Here is an 18,384-nt window from a genome sequence, read left to right as displayed (position 1 = left end):
GCTGCGACGGAAAGCGTTGCGAGCCGGCAAACAGCCGAACGGTGCGCCGCCTCAATGAAGGGCAGCTCCCGAGGGAGCTGCGACCATCGACCCGGTAACCGGACCAGTGGTGCAGCGGATGCCTCAATGAAGGGCAGCTCCCGAGGGAGCTGCGACGACCTGCTTTGCGGTCGGGCGGAGCTGCACGGTAACGCCTCAATGAAGGGCAGCTCCCGAGGGAGCTGCGACAGGGTCGAAATTCTACCGCCTCTGACCTGCGGCGGAACAGGCCCGCCGCGAGGGGTCTGCCGGACACGGGCTCCGCGACAGCCCCAGACCAGGCATCGTCCACTGCAGAACAGGCCTTGAGCAGGGAAAACATCCCCGCGAAGGGTCCGCGCTCAGAAGCGTCACGACGGACCCTTCGCGAAGGAGACACAGGAGGAGCCCCGGACCCGGTGACCAGCGGCGGGGTCCAGGGCTCCGTCCGCCGTCCGTGAACTACTCCCGGCGGGTTACGGGTGCAGGCTCAGCCGTACCTTCGCCATCTCGACGAAGCTCGACCACGACGACGGGGCGAACGCCAACATGCCGCCGTCGCGATCCTTGGTGTCCCGGACGTAGACGCGGCCGGGCACGTTGTCGGCCACCTCGACACACCCACCACCGTCGCTGTGGGTGCTCTTGCGCCAACGCGGCTTGGTCATGTCCATGTCTCTGCCGTCCTCATGATCAGTTCTTGGCTCTGATGGCTCGGCAAAGCGTACTCCCGGATGCTCTCCCATACCTGTTCGAGCTCGGCCGTAGCGTCAGGGCTCTCCACGACCCGACCCAGCAGCTGCCCCTCCGCATACCCGACCGACCTTCCGTCAACTGTGGCAAGGGCGAACGGGCCGTCCATACCCGGATGAACGCCGACGTCGGACGGGATCACCTGGACTGTGATGTTCGGCCGATCGTTGGCCGACACGAGGGCCTTCATCTGGTCGCGCATCACGGCAGCAGCCCCGGCACGGCATCGCAGGACGTTCTCGTCGACCACCGCGACAAGCCGGCAGGGTTCCGGATCCTCCCGGTACAGGATCTCCTGCCGAGCGAGTCTGCCCGCGAGAGCTGTGGCAGCTGCCTTTCCCTGGCGGCCGTACCTCGTGATGACGGCCTGCGCGTACGCCTCGGTCTGGAGTAGCCCGGGGATGAGCAGCGGCTGGTAGACGCGCAGCAAGGTGGCGCGTCCTTCGTGTTCGATGAACGGGCGCAGCCACACCGGGGTCTGCTCCCCGACGACGAACTCTACATAGAACTCGACAAGCGCCGTACCGAATGCCTTGTCGACGGCGCGCAGGTAGTCCGGCAGGACGGGCCGTTCGCCGCGCTCGACCGAGCCGACGTGGCTCGCCGAGAAGTGGACGCGCTCGCCCCACGCCTCTTGGCTGAGCGCCGCTGCTTCGCGTAACCGCCGGAGTTCCTTTACCAGAAACCTGCTGCCGCTCATAGACCTTCGCGCCCCTCAATTCAACACCGGACGCCACGCGCCGGCCACCGGCACTCCCGACCCCACCCACAGCCCTTCCGCGTCACCACCGAGTCACTCCGGGTGGTCATCCATCTTCCATCGGCCGGGGGTGGCAGTCCAGGATGGAAATTGACGGACAGCGTCCCACTGAACGCCCCGGGGCGCAGCACATCCCACCGGTCTTTGGGACCCCGAGGGGGGCCGGCAACCCCCGACCGGGCATCTCAGACGGGAGACCCGGGAAGCTGCGCCTCGGGGGTCCGCACCTGCGATGCCAGGGGAGGGCTCCGCCGCGAAATCAGCCGGCGGTGACCCGGTTCAGGACGTGGTCGCGGGCGTCGGCGTACCGGGCGCGAATCGCCGGCACCGCCTCGGCGGCGTACTCCTCGGTATCGGCCGGGGTCCAGTCCGGCGCGTCGGCGGTGCCCAGCGCCAGCCAGGCGGCCTGCCGGGCGGCACCGTCGGCGACGTACTCCCCCGGCGGTGGCACCAGCACCGGGCAGCCGAACACCTCGGGCGCGATCCGGCGTACCGCCGCAGAGCGCGCCCCGCCGCCGACCAGGATGACTCGGTTGACGGTCGCGCCCTGGGCGACCAGGGCGTCCAGGCCGTCGGCGAGCGCGCAGAGCATGCCCTCGACGGCGGCCCGCGCCAGGTGCGCGGGGGTGCTGGTGGCCAGGGTGAGCCCGTGCAGCGAGCCGCTGGCCGTCGGCCGGTCCGGGGTGCGTTCCCCTTCGAGGTACGGCACCAGCACCAGCCCGTCCGCGCCGGCCGGTGCGCTGAGCGCCAGCTCGGCCAGCCGCTCGTGGTCGACGCCGAGCAGTTTCGCGGCGGCGTCGAGCACCCGGGCGGCGTTGAGGGTGGCGACCAGCGGCAGGAACCGGCCGGTGGTGTCGGCGAAGCCGGCGACGGTGCCGCTGGGGTCGGCGGCCGGGGTGTCGGCGACGCTGAACACGGTGCCGGAGGTGCCGATCGACACGATCACGTCGCCGGGGCGGGCGCCGACGCCGAGGGCGGCGGCGGCATTGTCCCCGGCACCGGGGCCGAGCGGGGCACCGGTGGCCAGCGCGCCGGCCGGGTCGGTGGGGCCGAGCACCGTCGGCACCAGCGGCGTCCGGCCGAAGGCGTGTTCGAGCAGGTCGGGGCGGTACTGCCCGGTCGCGGCCGACCAGTAGCCGGTGCCGCTGGCGTCGCTGCGGTCGGTGCGCAGCGCGGCCAGGTCGCCGGTGCCGGCCAGCCGCCAGGTCAGCCAGTCGTGTGGCAGGCAGACCGCGGCCGTACGGTCGGCGGCGGCCGGCTCGGCGCGGGCCAGCCAGCGCAGTTTGGTGATGGTGAAGCTGGCCACCGGCACCAGGCCGACGGCGTCGGCCCAGGCCTGCCGCCCGGCGGTGCCGCCGCCGAACTCGTCGATCAGTTCGGTGGCGGCACCGGCCGAGCGGGTGTCGTTCCACAGCAGGGCGGGGCGGACCACCTGCCCGCCCTCGTCCAGGCAGACCATGCCGTGCTGCTGGCCGGCGACGGCGGCGGCGGAGACGTCGTCCAGCCCGCCGGCCGCGTCGATGGCCTGTTGCAGCGCCGCCCACCAGGCGTCCGGGTGCACCTCGGTGCCGTCCGGATGCGCCGCCCGGCCCTCACGGACCAGTTTGCCGGTGTCCGCGTCGCGGATCACCACCTTGCACGACTGGGTCGACGAGTCGACGCCGGCGACGAGGGTCACGGCTGGTCCTCCAGGAGGGTCGGGCGGGTTCGCGTTGGACGGTGCGGGATCAGCGGGCGCCGAGCAGGTGCTCGACCGCGAGCTGGTTGAGGCGGACGAAGTGGAAGCCCTGCTCGGCGACGGCCTCCGGGTCGAAGTCCTCGAAGCTGGCCCGGTCGGCGAGCAGGTCGGTGTAGGTCTCGCCGGGGTTGAGGGTGGGCACGGCGAGGTCCGGGACCTTGCTGGCCGCGAGGGCCTCCTGCACCTCGGGGTCGGCCCGGAACGCCGCGGCCCGCTCCTTGAGCAGCAGGTACGTGCGCATGTTGGCGGCGGCGGAGGCCCAGACGCCGGTGTAGTCCTCGGTACGCGACGGCTTGTAGTCGAAGTGCCGGGGGCCGTCGTAGGCGGGGGTGCCGTCGGGGCCGCCGTTCTCCAGCAGGTCGACCAGGGAGAACGCGTTGAGCAGGTCGCCGTGGCCGAAGACCAGGTCCTGGTCGAACTTGACCCCGCGCTGGCCGTTGAGGTCGATGTGGAACAGTTTGCCGTGCCACAGGGCCTGGGCGATGCCGTGGGTGAAGTTGAGCCCGGCCATCTGCTCGTGGCCGACCTCGGGGTTGAGGCCGACCATCTCCGGACGGGCCAGGCTGGAGATGAAGGCGATCGCGTGGCCGACGGTCGGCAGCAGGATGTCGCCGCGCGGCTCGTTGGGCTTGGGCTCGATGGCGAACCGCAGGTCGTAGCCGCGGTCGACGACGTACTGGCCGAGCAGGTCGACGGCCTCCCGGTAGCGGTCGAGCGCGGCCCGGATGTCCTTGGCGTGGTCGTACTCGGAGCCTTCCCGGCCGCCCCACATGACGAAGGTCTTCGCGCCGAGCTCGGCGGCGAGGTCGATGTTGCGCAGCACCTTGCGCAGCGCGAACCGCCGGATGGAGCGGTCGTTGCTGGTGAAGCCGCCGTCCTTGAAGATCGGGTGGCCGAAGAGGTTGGTGGTGACCATCGGCACGACCAGGCCGGTCTCGTCGAGCGCCTTGCGGAACCGGGCGATGTGCTGGTCGCGGCTGGCCGAGTCGGAGCCGAACGGGATCAGGTCGTCGTCGTGGAAGGTGATGCCGTACGCGCCGAGGTTGGCGAGCTGGTGCACCGCCTCGACGGCGTCGAGCGGGCCTCGGCTGGCGTCGCCGAACTGGTCGCGGGCCTGCCATCCAACGGTCCAGAGCCCGAAGGAGAACTTGTCGGCCGGCGTGGGCTGGACTGTCATGGTGACCTCCGCGTAACACGACAGATTTGTTTAGTGATTGAATTATTTTCCCGCCGTGTGGCATTGTCAAGGCCATGCGCACGCCAGAATCCCCGCTCCGCCAGGCTGGTCTGCGCGAGCACCATCTCGGGCTGGTGGTCCGCCAGGTCGCCGCCGCCCAGCGCCCACCATCCCGCGCCGAGATCGCCGCGACGACCGGGCTGACCCGGGCCACCGTCTCGGCGCTCGTCGACGAGCTGATCGGCGGCAACCTGCTCACCGAGGTCGCGCCGGTGCCCCGGACCGGTGCCGGCCGGCCGGCGACCGGGCTGGCACTCGCTGCCGACGGCCCGGCCGGTCTCGGCCTGGAGATCAACGTCGACTACCTGGCCGCCTGCCTGGTGGATCTGTCCGGAACGGTACGCCATCGGGCGGTGCTACCGGCGGATCAACGGCCGCACCCGCCGGAGCTGGTGCTGGCCCGGCTCGCCGCGCTGGCCGACCAGGTGCTCACCGCGCCGCAGGCGCGCGAGCTCCCGCTGGCCGGCGCCGCGCTGGCCGTACCCGGGCTGGTGACCGGGGACGGGCTCGTCCGGCTCGCGCCGAACCTGGGCTGGCACGACGTGGACGTTGCAGCCGTGCTGGCCACCGACGGCAGCCCGCTCGCCGACGTACCGCTGACCGTGGACAACGAGGCCAACCTCGCCGCCCTGGGTGAGCTGCACGCCCGCCACGGCGAGCCGGCCGACTTCGTCTACGTCTCCGGCGAGATCGGCATCGGTGCCGGGATCGTGCTGGACGGCCGCCTGTTCCGGGGCACCCGGGGGTGGAGCGGCGAGCTCGGCCACCTCGCGGTCCGCCCGGACGGACCGAGCTGCCGCTGCGGGGCACGCGGCTGTCTGGAGCAGTACGCCGGACAGGAGGCGATCCTGCGCTCGGCCGGCCTGGCCGGGCAGGGGCTGACCGCCACCGAGGCGCTGCGGCAGGTCGCCGATCGGGCGGCACGCTCCGAACCGCAGGTCCGCCGGGCGTTGACGGCGGCGGCCGGCGCGCTCGGCGTGGTGCTCGCCGGGGTGGTCAACCTGCTGGATGTGCAGACCATCGTGCTCGGTGGCATCTACGCGCCGCTGGCACCGTGGCTGTCGCCGGTCGTCGAGGCGGAGATCGGTCGACGGGTGCTGACCGTCGGCTGGTCACCGGTGACCGTCCAGGCCTCGCTGCTCGGCGCCGAGGCGGCGGGGACCGGCGCGGCCGGCGCGGTGGTCCGGGCGGTACGCGACCACCCGGCCCCCTGGCTGGCCGCTGGCTGACGCCAACGGCCAAGGTCAGTGCGTGCCGCGATCAGGGCCGGCTGGTGTCAAGACCCAGGTCAGTACGCGCCGCGGCCGTTGACGACCGCGCCGAAGGTCTTCCACAGGATGGTCAGATCACTGGCCAGCGACCAGTTCTCCACGTAGTAGAGGTCGAGCCGGATGCCGTCTTCCCAGGACAGGTCGGACCGGCCGCTGACCTGCCACAGGCCGGTCATTCCCGGCTTGACCAGCAGCCGGCGGGCGACGTCGCCGTCGTAGCGGGCCACCTCCGACGGCAGCGGCGGGCGCGGACCGACCAGGCTCATGTGGCCGAACAGTACGTTGGCCAGCTGCGGCAGCTCATCGAGCGAGTACTTGCGCAGGAACCTGCCGACCCGGGTGATGCGCGGATCGTCGCGCATCTTGAACATCAGCCCGTCGGTCTCGTTCTTGGCCGCCAGCTCGGCGAGCAGCTTGTCGGCGTCGACCACCATCGTGCGGAACTTGTAGACGTGGAACTCCCGCCCGCCCTGGCCGACCCGGACCTGCTTGAAGATGACCGGCCCTCGGCTGTCGAGCTTGATCGCCAGGGCGAGCAGGGTCAGGATCGGCAGCAGCAGGGTCACCGCCAGCAGCGACACCGACCGGTCGACGAAGCCCTTGACCAGCTTGCGGGTGCCCCGGAACTCGGGTGCCTCGACGTGGATCAGCGGCAGCCCGGCGACCGGCCGGGTGTGGATCCGCGGACCGGCCACGTCGGTCAGCGCCGGGGCCAGCACCAGGTCGATGCCGGTGCCCTCCAACTGCCAGCCGAGCCGGCGCAGCCGGGTGGCGGTCAGCTCCCCGGACGCGGTGACCGCGACGGTGTCGGCGCCGGTGGCTGCGGCGGCGTCCGGGATGTTGCGGAACGAACCGGCGACCGGCACGTCACCGAGCCGCTGCGGCACCGGGGCCAGCAGCGCGTCCGGGATGCATGCGCCGACCACCCGGTAGCCCGCGTACGGCTCCCGCCGCAGGGTGTGCACCAGCTCCAGCACGTGCGGGGTGTCCCCGACCACCAGCACCTTGCGGAACCACCCCGTCCCGGTGGCCCGCTGGCGGTGCAGGTACTTGCGGGCGCCGAACCGGCCGGCGACCAGACCGACGGTGCCGACCGCGAAGGCCACCGCCAGGAAGCCTCGGCTGATCCCGACGTTGGCGACGTAGCCGATGATCGCCACGGTGCCGGCCAGCCGCAGGCTGGCGGTGATCACCCGCCGGTACTCGTCGGCGCCGTAGCCGAGCACCCGGTCGTCGTAGCAGCGCAGCAACTTCAGCGAGGCCAGCCACGCGATCATCAGGCAGGGGGTCGTCAGGACGTACGGTAGGTCCGCTCCGGTGGCTTCCTCGGCACCGAAACGCACCACGTAGCCGGCCAGCACGGCGGCGCAGAGCACGCCGATGTCAAGGGCGGCGATCGCCCGAATGTAGGCACGCTGTCGCGCGTGCAGCACTGCGGTGGGCGCTCCCGGTGTGGATTCCGGTTGCACCACCGCAGCGTTGACCAAAGTCGCCGACGTCACTAGCCCTCCCCAGCTTGCTCGAGTCGACGCAGACCCCGGGCACCTCGCTGGCCCGTCGTTGGTACCGGTGGTGCCACGGCACCCCGATATCTTGGCCCACCATCCAGCACGGCCGAAGCTTGCGACAGATTACCGTCAGTCGGCCAGAGGGCTTCCACAATAGAGGTACAATATGGAGCCATTTCACAACCCTCAGTCACTCGGTGGCTCGACAAAACCTCTCGAACCGCCACATCACCGACTCAGCGCACGGTTGTCGGGCGGAGAGCGATCGCCTTGAGCAAGATGTCACCGATGTTGGCCGGATCCTCGGTTACGAACACCCCGCCACCGGTGGTATTGGTGATCGACTCCAGTTCCTCCTGACTCACCCCGTCCCCGATGCCAACGTAGATCACCTGGATGGGCCGCCGTGGATCAGCCGTCTCGGCCAACTCGGCCAACAGCTCATCCTGGGTCAACCCGCTGTCGTCCTCGTTCCTACCATCAGTGAAGATGACCACCGAGTTGACACGCCCGGCTGCCCATTCGTCCTGCACCGTCAGATAAGCGGCGAGGGTCGTGTCGTACAAACCGGTATTTCCGTTTCGCTTCGGCACGACCTCCGACAGCGACGCTTCCAACTCGGCCCGACTGCTACTCAACGGACTGATCGGTACGAGTTCCCGCCAGTCCTGCTCGCCGTCCAGCTCGGTGGAAAAGATCCACAGTCCGAGGGCCCATGAATCGTCGAACAGGCCGAGCCCTCGGCGGGCCGCTTCCCGGGTGAGATCGGCCCGGGTGACGTTGTCCGCGGTGGGCACCGGCTCCAGCATCGAACCGGAGACGTCGATCACCGCGAGCATCTGAGCGGGCAGGGTGACCGACGTCCAGGTAGCGAGGGTCCGGTCGATCACCACCGGGTCCAGGCCACCGGCCGCCGTACCGCCGGAGTCCGGGGTGACAGTCGCCGGTGCGGTGCCGGCCGGGCTCGGCGCCCCCTGGGGCGCGCTGAAACCGGCACCCCAGGTGCCGTCCGGTGCCCGCAGCCCCTGGTCACCGAGCCGGTTCCGGAACCCGGCACCGGTCAGCACCGAGTAGAAGCCGGCCGCCGCCGCGGCCGTCGCCGGGTCGGCACCGGGCAGCACCGCGTACGGGTAGTCGAGCGACATCGGCGCCGGTTCCAGGTACAGCGCCGCGAGCGCGATCGGCGGCTGCGCGGCGTTGTACTCGATTACGTCCTCCTCGGACAGGGCGGCGGCACCGAGCGCGGAGGCGACCGACGCGGGGTCGGCCGAGCGGGGGAAGCGGGCCATCAGGTCCTCCCGCAGCGCGGACCGGCCGGTGGCCAGGGCGCGCAGCGCCGCCGTGGTCGCCTGCTGCGCGTTCGCTCCGGCCTCGCCGGCCGCCTCACCGAGGGCGAGCAGGCCGGACAACCCGGCGGCGTCGCGGGTCGGCTCGACGATGCCGGTCCGCAGCTCGGTGCCGGTGGTGATCTGCTGCAGCAGGTCGGTCCAGGTCAACTGCTGGTCGGGCCAGCCCAGGTTGGTCGCCACCGGCTCGGGCATCGCGACCACCACCGGGCTACGGGCCACCGACTCGTTGTTGGCCGGGGTGAACCCGGGGGCCAGCGAACTCAGCCGGAGCAGCCAGGTAGACGAATCGGGCACCCACACATCCGGCGCGATCGCCGTACCGCTGGCCTGGCCGACCCCGGCCAGCGCGACACCGTGCTGCCCGGCCACCACCGCGGCCACGTCGACCGGGTCGGACGCGGCGACCTCGACCGCGACGCAGGTGTCACCGAGCGCGCCGCCCTCGGCCCGCCACTGGTCCGCCGCCGCCTGCAGGGCGGGCGCGATCTCCGGCGCGGCGGAGACCACCAGCGGCAACGCCCCGGAGCAGGACGGAGCGGTGAGACGTTGGTAGCCGAACCAGACCCCGGCGGTGACGACGACAAGCGCCATCGCCGCTGCGATGGCGCCTGCTCCGCGAACCCGACGTCGCATCCGATGGCGGCCTGGCACGGTCCCATACTCCGGATGAGCAGGCCACCGTGCCAGGTACGTTCGGACGAAAGTTACGGAGGAGAAACACTTGAATGGAAATTGGTTACTTCAGGTAGCCGCGCCGCTTCCGTACGTTTCGAGAAGTCCGGCAGGATGCTGTCGACCTCGACAAACAGCCCGTCGCGTCACGAGCCGGGCATCAGCCGCACAGTCCTCAGAAACCCGGCAGGACGCAGGTCGGCGTCGGCGCCGGGACCGGGTCGCCGACCGGGGCCGGCACCCCGTCCGACGGGTCGATCACGAACACGCCCACCGAGTCCGACCGCTCGTTGGCGACGTACAGATGATCGCCGACGATCGCGAAGTGGCGCGGCCAGTGGCCGCCGGAAGGCACCTCGGCGACGTACCTCGGCTGGTCGGGGACGGCAAGCGAGAAGACCGCGATGGTGTCCGGGCCGCGGTTGGCGACGTAGAGGAACCGGCCGCCCGGCCCGACCGCGATCTCGGCGGGCTGGGCGCCGCCGGCCGCACCGGCGGACGACTCGCTCGCCGGCACCCGGGCACGCTCGGTCAGCCCACCGGCCCCGTCGATCTCGTACGCCGTCACGCTGGCGTCCAGCTCCCCCACCAGATAGGCCCACCGGCCGTCGGGGTGCCGGGCGAGATGCCGAGGGCCGCTGCCCGGCGTCGCCGCCATTGCCGGGTCCGGCTCCGTCAGCGTGCCGGTCGCCGGGTCGAGCAGGTAGCGGTGCACGGCGTCGGTGCCCAGGTCGACGACGTACAGCCCGGCACCGTCCGGGTCCGGGGAGACCATGTGGGCGTGCGGGCCCTCCTGACGGTCGGGTCGCGGCCCGGTGCCCGAATGCGTCTGCAGATCGGTACGCGGCAGTAGCGTCCCGTCGTCGTCGACCGGATGCACCGCTACGCTGCCGCTGACATAGTTCGCGCTGACCAGATGCCCACCCGTCGCGACGAACGCCAGGTGGCACGGGCTCGACCCACCGGTGGACTGGCTACCCAGCGGACGCAGCCGGTCACCGCTGACCGACCAGGCGCTGACGGTGCCCTCGTCGACCTCGTTGACCGCGTACAGCACCGGACGGCGCGGGTGCCGGGCGAGGAACGACGGCGAGGCACACTCGGCGGCCAGCGTCGGCTCGCTGAGCCGGCCGGTCGCCGGGTCCCGTCGGGCGACCATCACCCCGGTCCCGTTCCCACTGCCCTCGGCCGTGTAGCAGCCGAGGTAGATCGTCTCTGCCGCCGGATTCGGCTCCGCTGCGCGCACCGGACTCCCTTCCGCCGTCCGCGTCGGCCGGGCCCGACCGCAACCCGGGCCACCGACGTCGGACACTCGATTCAATCCGAGCGATCCTATAGGATCTTTGATCTACCCGCTGCCGGGCCGGCCGATCCACGGCCGGCGCCTGCGGGTCGAGCACCGAGGAGGGTCCCGTGCGGCCAGCGCGTCGTCTCACCCTCACCGACGACGTGTACGAGACCGTCCGCGCCCAGGTGATGGACCACGTGGTCGCTCCGGGCGCCCGGATCAACATCGACGCCTTGGCCCGCGATCTGCAGGTCTCACCCACCCCGGTACGCGAGGCGCTCGCCCGGCTGGAAGCCGACGGGCTGGTCCGCAAGCGCCCACTGGTCGGATACACCGCCACGCCACTGCTTACCCGCGACGAGTTCGACGAACTCGTCGAGATGCGGCTGATCCTGGAGACCGCCGCCGCCCGAGGGGCCGCAGCCCGGTCGGCGACCGCCGAACCGGCCGTCCTCGGTCTGCTCCGCGAGGCCGCCGACCTGCCCGGTCCGGTACCCGGCGCGCAGGGCTACGCGAGCATCGCCGCCTTCACCGCCCAGGACGCCCGGTTCCACAACCTGCTCGCCGAACAGTCCGGCAACCGGATGCTGCACGACGCGGTCGTCCGCCTCCGGCCACACCTGCACCTGTTCCGGCTGCACTTCCCGCCGACCCACTACCGCACCAGCGGGGCCGAACATCACCGGATCGTCGACGCGGTGGCGTCCGGTGACCCGGACCGGGCCGAGGCAGCGGTACGCGAGCATCTGCTCGCCGCCCGGCAACGCCACCTCCCCTACTTTCGGCAGGGCTGACCCGATGCGTGTCGCACTCTTCGTCACCTGCGTCAACGACGTGCTCTACCCGGGCACCGGACGGGCCGTCGTGCAGTTGCTGGAGCGGCTCGGGCACACTGTCGACTTTCCGCTCGACCAGAGCTGCTGCGGGCAACTGCACGGCAACAGCGGATACCGGGCCGAGGCGATACCCCTGGTCCGCCGGTTCGTCGAGACGTTCCGTGACCACTCGGTGGTGGTCGCGCCGTCCGGTTCGTGCGTGGCGATGGTCCGCGACGCGTACCCGCGACTGGCCGCCGACGACCCTGCGCTCGCCGCTGCGGTCGACGAGCTGCGACCCCGGGTGTACGAATTGTCCGAGCTGCTGGTCGACGTGCTCGGCGTCACCGATGTCGGAGCCGCCTTCCCGCACCCGGTCACCTACCACCCGACCTGCCACGGGCTGCGGATGCTGCGGCTGGGCGACCGGCCGCTGCGGCTGCTGCGCGCGGTCCGCGGGATCGATCTGCGCGACCTGCCGGACGCCGAGGAGTGCTGCGGTTTCGGCGGCACCTTCGCGATGCGCAACGCCGCCGTCTCCAGCGCCATGCTGGCCGACAAGTGCCGGGCGGTACGCGGCACCGGCGCCCGCTACCTGGCGGCGGCCGACAACTCGTGCCTGGCCCATATCGGCGGCGGGCTGACCCGGTCCCGCAGCCCGGTGCGAGCGGTGCACTACGCGCAGATCCTGGCCGGCACGGCGGAGGAGCCGAATTGACCAGCACCAGCGGCAGCGGCAGCGGCAGCAACGACAGCGGCACCGGCAACGTGACCGCCCGGCTGCCGTTTCCCACCGCGGCGGCCCGCGAGCTGGGCAATGCCCAACTGCGGGCCAATCTGCACCGGGCCACCCGCACCATCCGGGGCAAGCGGGAACGGATGGTCGCCGAGCTGCCGGACTGGGAGGCGCTGCGGGTCGCCGGGGCGGCGGTCAAGGACGACGTGCTGGCCCGCCTGCCCGAGCTGCTCGAGGAGTTCGAGGCGGCGGCCACCGCCGCCGGGGCCCAGGTGCACTGGGCGCGGGACGGGGCCGAGGCGGGCCGGGTGGTGACCGACCTGGTCCGGCGGACCGGCGTCGACCAGGTCGTCAAGATCAAATCGATGGTGACCCAGGAGATCGGGCTCAACGAGACCCTCGCGGCCGCCGGCATCGAAGCGATCGAGACCGACCTCGCCGAGCTCATCGTCCAGCTGGCCGGCGACACGCCCTCGCACATCCTGGTCCCGGCGATCCACTACAACCGGACGCAGATCCGGGAGATCTTCGCCCGCCGGATGCCCGGTGTCGACCTGACCACCCTCACCGACGACCCGCCGGCGCTGGCCGAGGCGGCCCGCCGCCACCTGCGGGAACGGTTCCTCTCCGCGCGAGTGGCGATCTCCGGGGCGAACTTCGCCGTGGCGCGCACCGGCACCCTGGTGGTGGTCGAGTCCGAGGGCAACGGACGGATGTGCCTGACCCTGCCGCAGACGATGATCTCGGTGGTCGGGGTGGAGAAGATCGTCCCGACCTTCCAGGACCTGGAGATCTTCCTGCAGCTGCTGCCGCGTTCGTCGACCGGCGAACGGATGAACCCGTACACCTCGATGTGGACCGGGGTGACCCCCGGCGACGGGCCGCAGCAGTTGCACATCGTGCTGCTCGACAACGGCCGGGCCGACACCCTCGCCGACCCGGTCGGCCGCCAGGCGCTGCGCTGCATCCGCTGCTCCGCCTGCCTGAACGTCTGCCCGGTCTACGAGCGGGTCGGTGGCCACGCGTACGGCTCGGTGTATCCGGGGCCGATCGGGGCGATCCTCTCCCCGCAGCTCACCGGCCCCCGGGCCGGAGCGAACCGGACCCTGCCGTACGCCTCGACCCTCTGCGGTGCCTGCTTCGACGCCTGCCCGGTACGCATCGACATCCCGCAGGTGCTGGTGCACCTGCGCCAGCGTGGGGTCGACGAAGCCCGCCGGCGCCCGTCCGCCGAGCGCGCCACGATGGGCGCGATGTCCTGGGTGATGCGCGACCGCCGACGGTACGCCGCCGCGCTGCGTGCCGCCCGGCGGGCCGCCGCCCCGGTCCGGCTGGTCGCCGGGCGGCGCGGCACGGCCCGCCGACTGCCGTGGCCGTTGGCCGGTTGGACGGCGAGCCGGGACGCGCCGGTGCCACCCCGGCAGAGTTTCCGTGACTGGTGGCTGACCCGCTCCGACGACAGGACCGGACCGCAGGACGACAGCGCCGGACCGCACGAGGACGGGAGGAAGCAAGGTGGCTGACGCGCGTACCGAGATCCTGGCCCGGTTGCGGACGGCGCGGGACCACCAGCCGGCACCGCTGCCGGTGCGGGTGCCACGCGACTACCGGACAGCCGGCGCGGACCCGGCCGGCGCGGACCCGACCAGCGCCGACCAGACCGGCGCGGACCCGGTGGCGCTGTTGGTGGACCGGCTGGTCGACTACCGGGCGACGGTGCACCGGTGCGTTCCGGACCGGTTGGCCGACCGGATCGCCGAGGTACTCACCGGGGTACGCCGGGTCGCGGTGCCACAGGACCTGCCGGACGACTGGCTGGGCGGCTGCACCGCCGAGGTACTGCGCGACGGCTCGGCACGACCACTGTCCGTCACCGACCTGGACCAGCCCGGCCTGGCCGCGCTGACCGGTTGCGCGGTGGCGATCGGCCGGACCGGGACGGTGCTGCTGGACACCGGGCCGGCGCAGGGCCCGCGCCGGCTCACCCTGGTGCCCGACCACCACGTCTGCGTGGTCCGGACCGACCAGGTGGTGGCCGAGGTGCCGGCGGCGCTGGCCCGGCTGGCCGACCCGACCCGACCGATCACGCTGATCTCCGGGCCGTCCGCCACCAGCGACATCGAGCTGAACCGGGTGGAAGGGGTGCACGGGCCGCGCCGGCTCGACGTCGTGCTGGTCGACACCGGCCGGCAACCGGCGGCAGGTCAGCCCGCCGGCACCGGCTGACCGCGCAGGTACGCCACATGCTCGACCAACGCGATCAGCACCGTCTTGCCCGAGCCACGGTTACGGGCGTCGCACAGCACGATCGGCACGTCCGGGTCGAGGTCGAGCGCACGGCGCACCGAGTCCTGACTGAACTGCTGCGCCCCCTCGAAGCAGTTGACCCCGACCACGAACGGCGTGCCCCGCTGCTCGAAGTAGTCGACCGACGGGAAACAGTCGGCGAGCCGGCGGGTGTCGGCCAGCACCACCGCACCGAGCGCGCCGAACGCCAACTCGTCCCAGAGGAACCAGAACCGGTCCTGCCCCGGCGTACCGAACAGATAGACCTGCAGATCATCGTTGATGGTGATCCGGCCGAAGTCCATCGCGACGGTCGTGGTGTTCTTGCCCTCCACCCAGGACGTGTCGTCGGTGCCCAGGCTGGCACTGGTCAGCACCTCCTCGGTCTGCAGCGGCCGGATCTCACTGACCGCGCCGACCAGGGTGGTCTTCCCGACGCCGAAACCGCCCGCGATGAGTATCTTCAGCGCGAGTGGGACCCGTCGGGAGGGCTGATGCCGGTTAGAGCGCACGGAGTCCATTGACCACCGCCTTGAGTATGTCGTCGTGGGGGTGAGCGGCCGAAGCCGGGGGTTCGTAGAGGGCGATCAGTCCGGCGGCGAGCAGGTCCCCGAGCAGGACCCGGACCACACCGAGCGCGAGATCAAGGTCGGCCGCCAGGTCGGCGACCGAGACCGGCTGCTGGGCCAGCCCGACGATGCGCCGATGTTCCGGCTGCAGCGGAACTTCGGCGCCGGCGCCCTCCGGGGCTTTCGCCACCACGAAGGCCAGCAGGTCGAAGGTGGCACCGGTCGGCTGCACCCGACCACCGGTCACCGCGTACGGACGGACCACCGGGCCGGCGTCGGAGTCCAGCCAGTCGTGGGGTCCGGCCGGGTCACCCCGCATCGGATTGCGCCGCAGGTGTCCGGCTCGGCGCGCTGAGAGTCTGCCCGACCCGGGTGACCAGCATCGCCATCTCGTACGCGATCAGGCCGATGTCCGCGTCGGCCGCGCTGAGCACCGCCAGGCAGGCCCCGTGCCCGGCCGCGGTGACGAACAGGTACGCAGACTCCATCTCGATCACGGTCTGCCGTACCGGGCCCGACCCGAAGTGCCGGCTGGCGCCCTTGGCGAGGCTCTGGAAGCCGGCGGCCATCGCCGCCATGTGCTCGGCACCCTCCCGGGTCAGCCCTCGCGACGCGCCCATCAGTAGGCCGTCGGCGGACAGCACGACGGCCTGCTGCGCGGTCGGGACCCGGTCGACGAGGTCGTCGAGCAGCCAGTCGAGGTTCATCGCATGCCGCATGGTGTGCACAGCTACAGCTCCCTCTCCGACTCTTCCGTCGCCGGGGGCGGCAGCACCGCGCCCGGAGGCGGAGTCGCGGTGCCCCGGACCGGGCCGGTCGACCCGGTCGGGGACGGTTCCGATGCCACGGAAGCCGGCTCGTCGCCGGAACCGGGGGTGCCGTCGCCGACCGGCAGCACCGGGCCGCCGTCGACGATCGGCGTCGTGTCGCCGGTACCACCCGGCTGCCCGGCCGCTGGCAGGCCGGCCGCCTGCCGGCCCCGGGCGGTTCCCGCCTGCAACGCGGACATCAGGGACCGCACCTCCTGCGGTGACCGTTGCGGGGCTTCCCGCAGCGGCTGACCGTCGGCCCCGGACGAATCGGGTGCCTGGCGCAGTTGGGGCGCCAGGCTGGACTGGCGTACCCGGCGCGGCAGGCCGTCCTCGGTGGTCGCGCCGGCGCCGCTGGACCGCCGGGTCGGCAGGGTGGTGGGACGGCGGCGGGCCGGCAGCTGAACCCCGGTCGGCTCCGCTGCGGGCTCGGGGGTCGGTCGGCCGGCCGGGTCCGGTCCCGGGCTCGGGCTCGGGCTCGGGCTCGGCCGGAGGGCGGTCAACGCGTCCGGCTCGGGTCTCGGCCGGAGGGTGGCCAGCGCGTCCGGCGTGGGAGTCTGCCGGACCGTGGTCAGTGCGGTAGGTGGCCGACCGGACGGCAGCGCCAGCACCTCGGACTCGGGCACCACCAGCTCCGCCGGGATCAGCGTGACGGCGGTGATCCCGCCGAACGGTGACGGCCGGAGCCGGACCCGTACGCCGTGCTTGGCCGCCAACTGGGCGACGACGAACAGGCCGAGCCGGGCGCTGTTGTGCGGGTCGAAGTTCGGCGGCTCGGCGAGGCGCTGGTTGGCGTCCTCGATCGCGTCCGGTTCCATGCCGAGACCCCGATCCTCGACCTCGACCGCGTACCCGTTGGGCAGGCTCTGACCGATGACGGTGACCCGGGTCTGCGGCGGGGAGAAGGACGTGGCGTTCTCGATCAGCTCGGCCAGCAGGTGGATGACGTCGCCCACGGCCCGGCCGGCGACCGCCGCGGCCTCCACGGTCGTGACGTGCACCCGGGCGTAGTCCTCGACCTCGGAGACGGCGCCCCGGATCACGTCGACCATCGGCACCGGGTTGCGCCATCCCCGGCCCGGTGCCGCTCCCGCGAGGATCACCAGGTCCTCCGCGTGCCGGCGCATCCGGGTCGCCATGTGGTCGACCCGGAACAGGTCCTCCAGCTCCGTCGGGTCGGTGCTGCGCCGTTCCATCCGGTCCAGTACGGCCAGTTGCCGGTGCAGCAGCGTCTGGCTGCGTCGGGCGATGTTGAGGAACGTCTCGTTCAGCCCACGACGCAGCGCCGCCTCCTCGACGGCCGACCGTACGGCGGTCCGCTGCACCTCACTGAACGCGTGCCCGACCTGGCCGATCTCGTCGGCGCCGTACTCCAGCGGCGGGGCTTCGGTGACGACGTCGACGTCCTCGCCGCGGCGTAGCCGGGCGACCACCCCGGGCAGCCGCTCGCCGGCCAGCTCCAGGGCGGCGGCGCGCAACCCGGTCAACCGGTGGATCAACGACCGGCCGACCCGCAGCGAGATGACCACGGAAACGATCACCGCAGCCAGGCCGACCAGTCCGGCTGCGGCGAGCCGGGCCAGAATGGCGATCGCGGTCGGCATGCTGCGTTCGGCCAGTGCGTCGGCGGCGAGCAGCTCGAAGTCGCGCAGTTGCTCCTGGACCAGCTGGTAGCTGGCCCGCCAGCGGGACTCGGAAACTGGCAGCCCGTCCTCGGCCGGCCCACCGGCGATCAGCGTGTCCTGCATCTGCCGCAGCCCGGTGTAGTCGTCACCGGCGGCGAGCTGGTGGTAGGTCCGGCTGTCCGGGTCGGGCAGCTCGGCCACCGCCCGGTCGAACAGGAACCGCTGGTTGGCGACGATCTGCACCAACTGCAGGTGGCCGGCGGCGGTCAGCTCGCCGGCGGCGAAGGCCCCGGCGAGCAGAGCGTCGGTCCGGCCGAGCAGGTCGCGGCCCAGGCCGATGTCGGTCAGCGCCCGCGCCTGCCGGTTGATCTCGTTGTCCGGCAGCCCGGCCAACGCTGCGAACATCTGGAACGCGGTGTCGACGATGCCGCTGTACAGGCCCAGCGCGCCGGCGGCGTCCATCTCCCGACGTTCGACGAACCCTCGGCCGGACGGCAGCAGCTCCAACTCGGACAGGGTCGCCGCGATCCGCTCGTCCAGCACGGACGGATCCGCCGGCGGTTCGTCGCCGCGAGCGGAGCTCCGGAACTCGTCGACCGCCGCGTCGGTGGCCTCCCACTGGTCGCGCAACTGCCGCAGGTCACCGGCGCGCAGCGCGTTCTGCCCATCGGCGCGGGACAAGTACACCACGGAGAGCCGGCGTTCCCGCTGCAGCTCGGCCACCACCGCTTCGCCGGGGCGGCCGACGTCGTCGAGCAGTGCCTGGGCACCCAGCAGGCTCAGCGCCGGGCCGACGGTCAACGACGTCGCGAAGATCCACAGCGCCAGCAGCGCGGCGATCGGGACAGCGACCAGCGCAACGATCTTCGAGCGGATCGACCAGTTGCGGGTATTCATCAGACCTCGCCGGCGCGGTGGTGGCTGAGCTGGCGCGGCGGATGCGAACCGAC

16 protein-coding genes and 1 CRISPR repeat array (1 of these 17 running past the window's edge) are annotated in these 18,384 nt (G+C 72.1%); of the genes, 5 read left to right on the top strand and 11 right to left on the bottom strand.

Annotation, left to right across the window (positions count from 1 at the left end; translation table 11 throughout):
* A CRISPR array of direct repeats spans positions 1 to 228; the repeat unit is 36 nt; unit sequence GCCTCAATGAAGGGCAGCTCCCGAGGGAGCTGCGAC; it reaches 324 nt to the left of the window's first position.
* A gap of 266 nt (positions 229 to 494) precedes the next feature.
* The 4 genes from ACN27J_RS30100 to xylA all read right to left on the bottom strand — a co-directional run bounded on the left by ACN27J_RS30100 (position 495) and on the right by xylA (position 4,446).
* Positions 495 to 692, bottom strand: a complete 198-nt coding sequence (locus ACN27J_RS30100) for a DUF397 domain-containing protein (RefSeq protein ID WP_421371427.1) — start codon at positions 690 to 692, stop codon at positions 495 to 497.
* Positions 683 to 1,471 carry a helix-turn-helix domain-containing protein gene (locus tag ACN27J_RS30095; protein ID WP_421371425.1) on the bottom strand — a complete coding sequence of 263 codons (789 nt, stop codon included), beginning with the start codon at positions 1,469 to 1,471 and terminating at the stop codon, positions 683 to 685. Before ACN27J_RS30095 ends, ACN27J_RS30100 begins: the two co-directional genes overlap by 10 nt.
* Positions 1,472 to 1,790: 319 nt before the next feature.
* The gene (xylB, locus tag ACN27J_RS30090) at positions 1,791 to 3,209 is read right to left on the bottom strand and encodes a xylulokinase (protein WP_421371423.1); all 1,419 of its coding nucleotides are present in this window, start codon (positions 3,207 to 3,209) and stop codon (positions 1,791 to 1,793) included.
* Between the two features lie 49 nt (positions 3,210 to 3,258).
* Positions 3,259 to 4,446 carry a xylose isomerase gene (gene xylA / locus ACN27J_RS30085; protein ID WP_421371420.1) on the bottom strand — a complete coding sequence of 396 codons (1,188 nt, stop codon included), beginning with the start codon at positions 4,444 to 4,446 and terminating at the stop codon, positions 3,259 to 3,261.
* A 74-nt stretch (positions 4,447 to 4,520) separates the two neighbouring features.
* Here xylA and ACN27J_RS30080 point away from each other — a divergent pair, with 74 nt between their 5' ends.
* Positions 4,521 to 5,735 carry an ROK family protein gene (locus tag ACN27J_RS30080; protein ID WP_421371418.1) on the top strand — a complete coding sequence of 405 codons (1,215 nt, stop codon included), beginning with the start codon at positions 4,521 to 4,523 and terminating at the stop codon, positions 5,733 to 5,735.
* A gap of 59 nt (positions 5,736 to 5,794) precedes the next feature.
* Here ACN27J_RS30080 and ACN27J_RS30075 read toward each other — a convergent pair whose 3' ends face one another.
* The 3 genes from ACN27J_RS30075 to ACN27J_RS30065 form a co-directional block, all read right to left on the bottom strand.
* The gene (locus ACN27J_RS30075) at positions 5,795 to 7,279 is read right to left on the bottom strand and encodes a sugar transferase (protein WP_421371416.1); all 1,485 of its coding nucleotides are present in this window, start codon (positions 7,277 to 7,279) and stop codon (positions 5,795 to 5,797) included.
* 242 nt (positions 7,280 to 7,521) lie between these two features.
* The gene (locus ACN27J_RS30070; RefSeq protein WP_421371414.1) at positions 7,522 to 9,225 is read right to left on the bottom strand and encodes a VWA domain-containing protein; all 1,704 of its coding nucleotides are present in this window, start codon (positions 9,223 to 9,225) and stop codon (positions 7,522 to 7,524) included.
* 256 nt (positions 9,226 to 9,481) lie between these two features.
* Complete coding sequence (locus ACN27J_RS30065) at positions 9,482 to 10,552, bottom strand: lactonase family protein (RefSeq protein WP_421371411.1); 1,071 nt, start codon at positions 10,550 to 10,552, stop codon at positions 9,482 to 9,484.
* 167 nt (positions 10,553 to 10,719) lie between these two features.
* Here ACN27J_RS30065 and ACN27J_RS30060 point away from each other — a divergent pair, with 167 nt between their 5' ends.
* From ACN27J_RS30060 to ACN27J_RS30045, 4 genes are read left to right on the top strand one after another with little or no spacing between them, the layout of a single operon-like run.
* Positions 10,720 to 11,388: a GntR family transcriptional regulator gene (locus ACN27J_RS30060; RefSeq protein ID WP_421371408.1), complete on the top strand. Its 669-nt coding sequence runs from the start codon at positions 10,720 to 10,722 to the stop codon at positions 11,386 to 11,388.
* A gap of 4 nt (positions 11,389 to 11,392) precedes the next feature.
* Positions 11,393 to 12,127 carry a (Fe-S)-binding protein gene (locus ACN27J_RS30055; protein ID WP_421371406.1) on the top strand — a complete coding sequence of 245 codons (735 nt, stop codon included), beginning with the start codon at positions 11,393 to 11,395 and terminating at the stop codon, positions 12,125 to 12,127.
* On the top strand, positions 12,124 to 13,668 hold the full coding sequence (locus ACN27J_RS30050) for a lactate utilization protein B (RefSeq protein ID WP_421371403.1): 1,545 nt from the start codon (positions 12,124 to 12,126) through the stop codon (positions 13,666 to 13,668). The genes ACN27J_RS30055 and ACN27J_RS30050 overlap by 4 nt, the downstream gene beginning before the upstream one ends.
* A complete protein-coding gene (locus ACN27J_RS30045) occupies positions 13,661 to 14,371 on the top strand; it encodes a LutC/YkgG family protein (protein WP_421371400.1) in 711 nt (236 codons plus the stop codon). Before ACN27J_RS30050 ends, ACN27J_RS30045 begins: the two co-directional genes overlap by 8 nt.
* On the opposite strand, the gene ACN27J_RS30040 is transcribed toward ACN27J_RS30045, so the two are convergent.
* Genes ACN27J_RS30040 through ACN27J_RS30025 form a run of 4 tightly spaced genes read right to left on the bottom strand, consistent with a single transcriptional unit; the run spans position 14,350 to position 18,331 of the window.
* Positions 14,350 to 14,952, bottom strand: a complete 603-nt coding sequence (locus ACN27J_RS30040) for a GTP-binding protein (protein ID WP_278167549.1) — start codon at positions 14,950 to 14,952, stop codon at positions 14,350 to 14,352. The genes ACN27J_RS30045 and ACN27J_RS30040 overlap by 22 nt on opposite strands.
* Complete coding sequence (locus ACN27J_RS30035) at positions 14,933 to 15,319, bottom strand: DUF742 domain-containing protein (RefSeq protein WP_278167548.1); 387 nt, start codon at positions 15,317 to 15,319, stop codon at positions 14,933 to 14,935. The genes ACN27J_RS30040 and ACN27J_RS30035 overlap by 20 nt, the downstream gene beginning before the upstream one ends.
* Positions 15,309 to 15,707, bottom strand: a complete 399-nt coding sequence (locus ACN27J_RS30030; protein ID WP_278167547.1) for a roadblock/LC7 domain-containing protein — start codon at positions 15,705 to 15,707, stop codon at positions 15,309 to 15,311. Before ACN27J_RS30030 ends, ACN27J_RS30035 begins: the two co-directional genes overlap by 11 nt.
* Positions 15,708 to 15,730: 23 nt before the next feature.
* Entirely contained in the window at positions 15,731 to 18,331 is a 2,601-nt protein-coding gene (locus ACN27J_RS30025) for a nitrate- and nitrite sensing domain-containing protein (protein ID WP_421371396.1), read from the bottom strand.
* Positions 18,332 to 18,384: the final 53 nt, after the last annotated feature.

It is taken from the genome of Solwaraspora sp. WMMB762, from assembly GCF_049179115.1.
Lineage (GTDB): Bacteria > Actinomycetota > Actinomycetes > Mycobacteriales > Micromonosporaceae > Micromonospora_E.
This window is presented reverse-complemented; position numbering and strand designations above follow the sequence as displayed.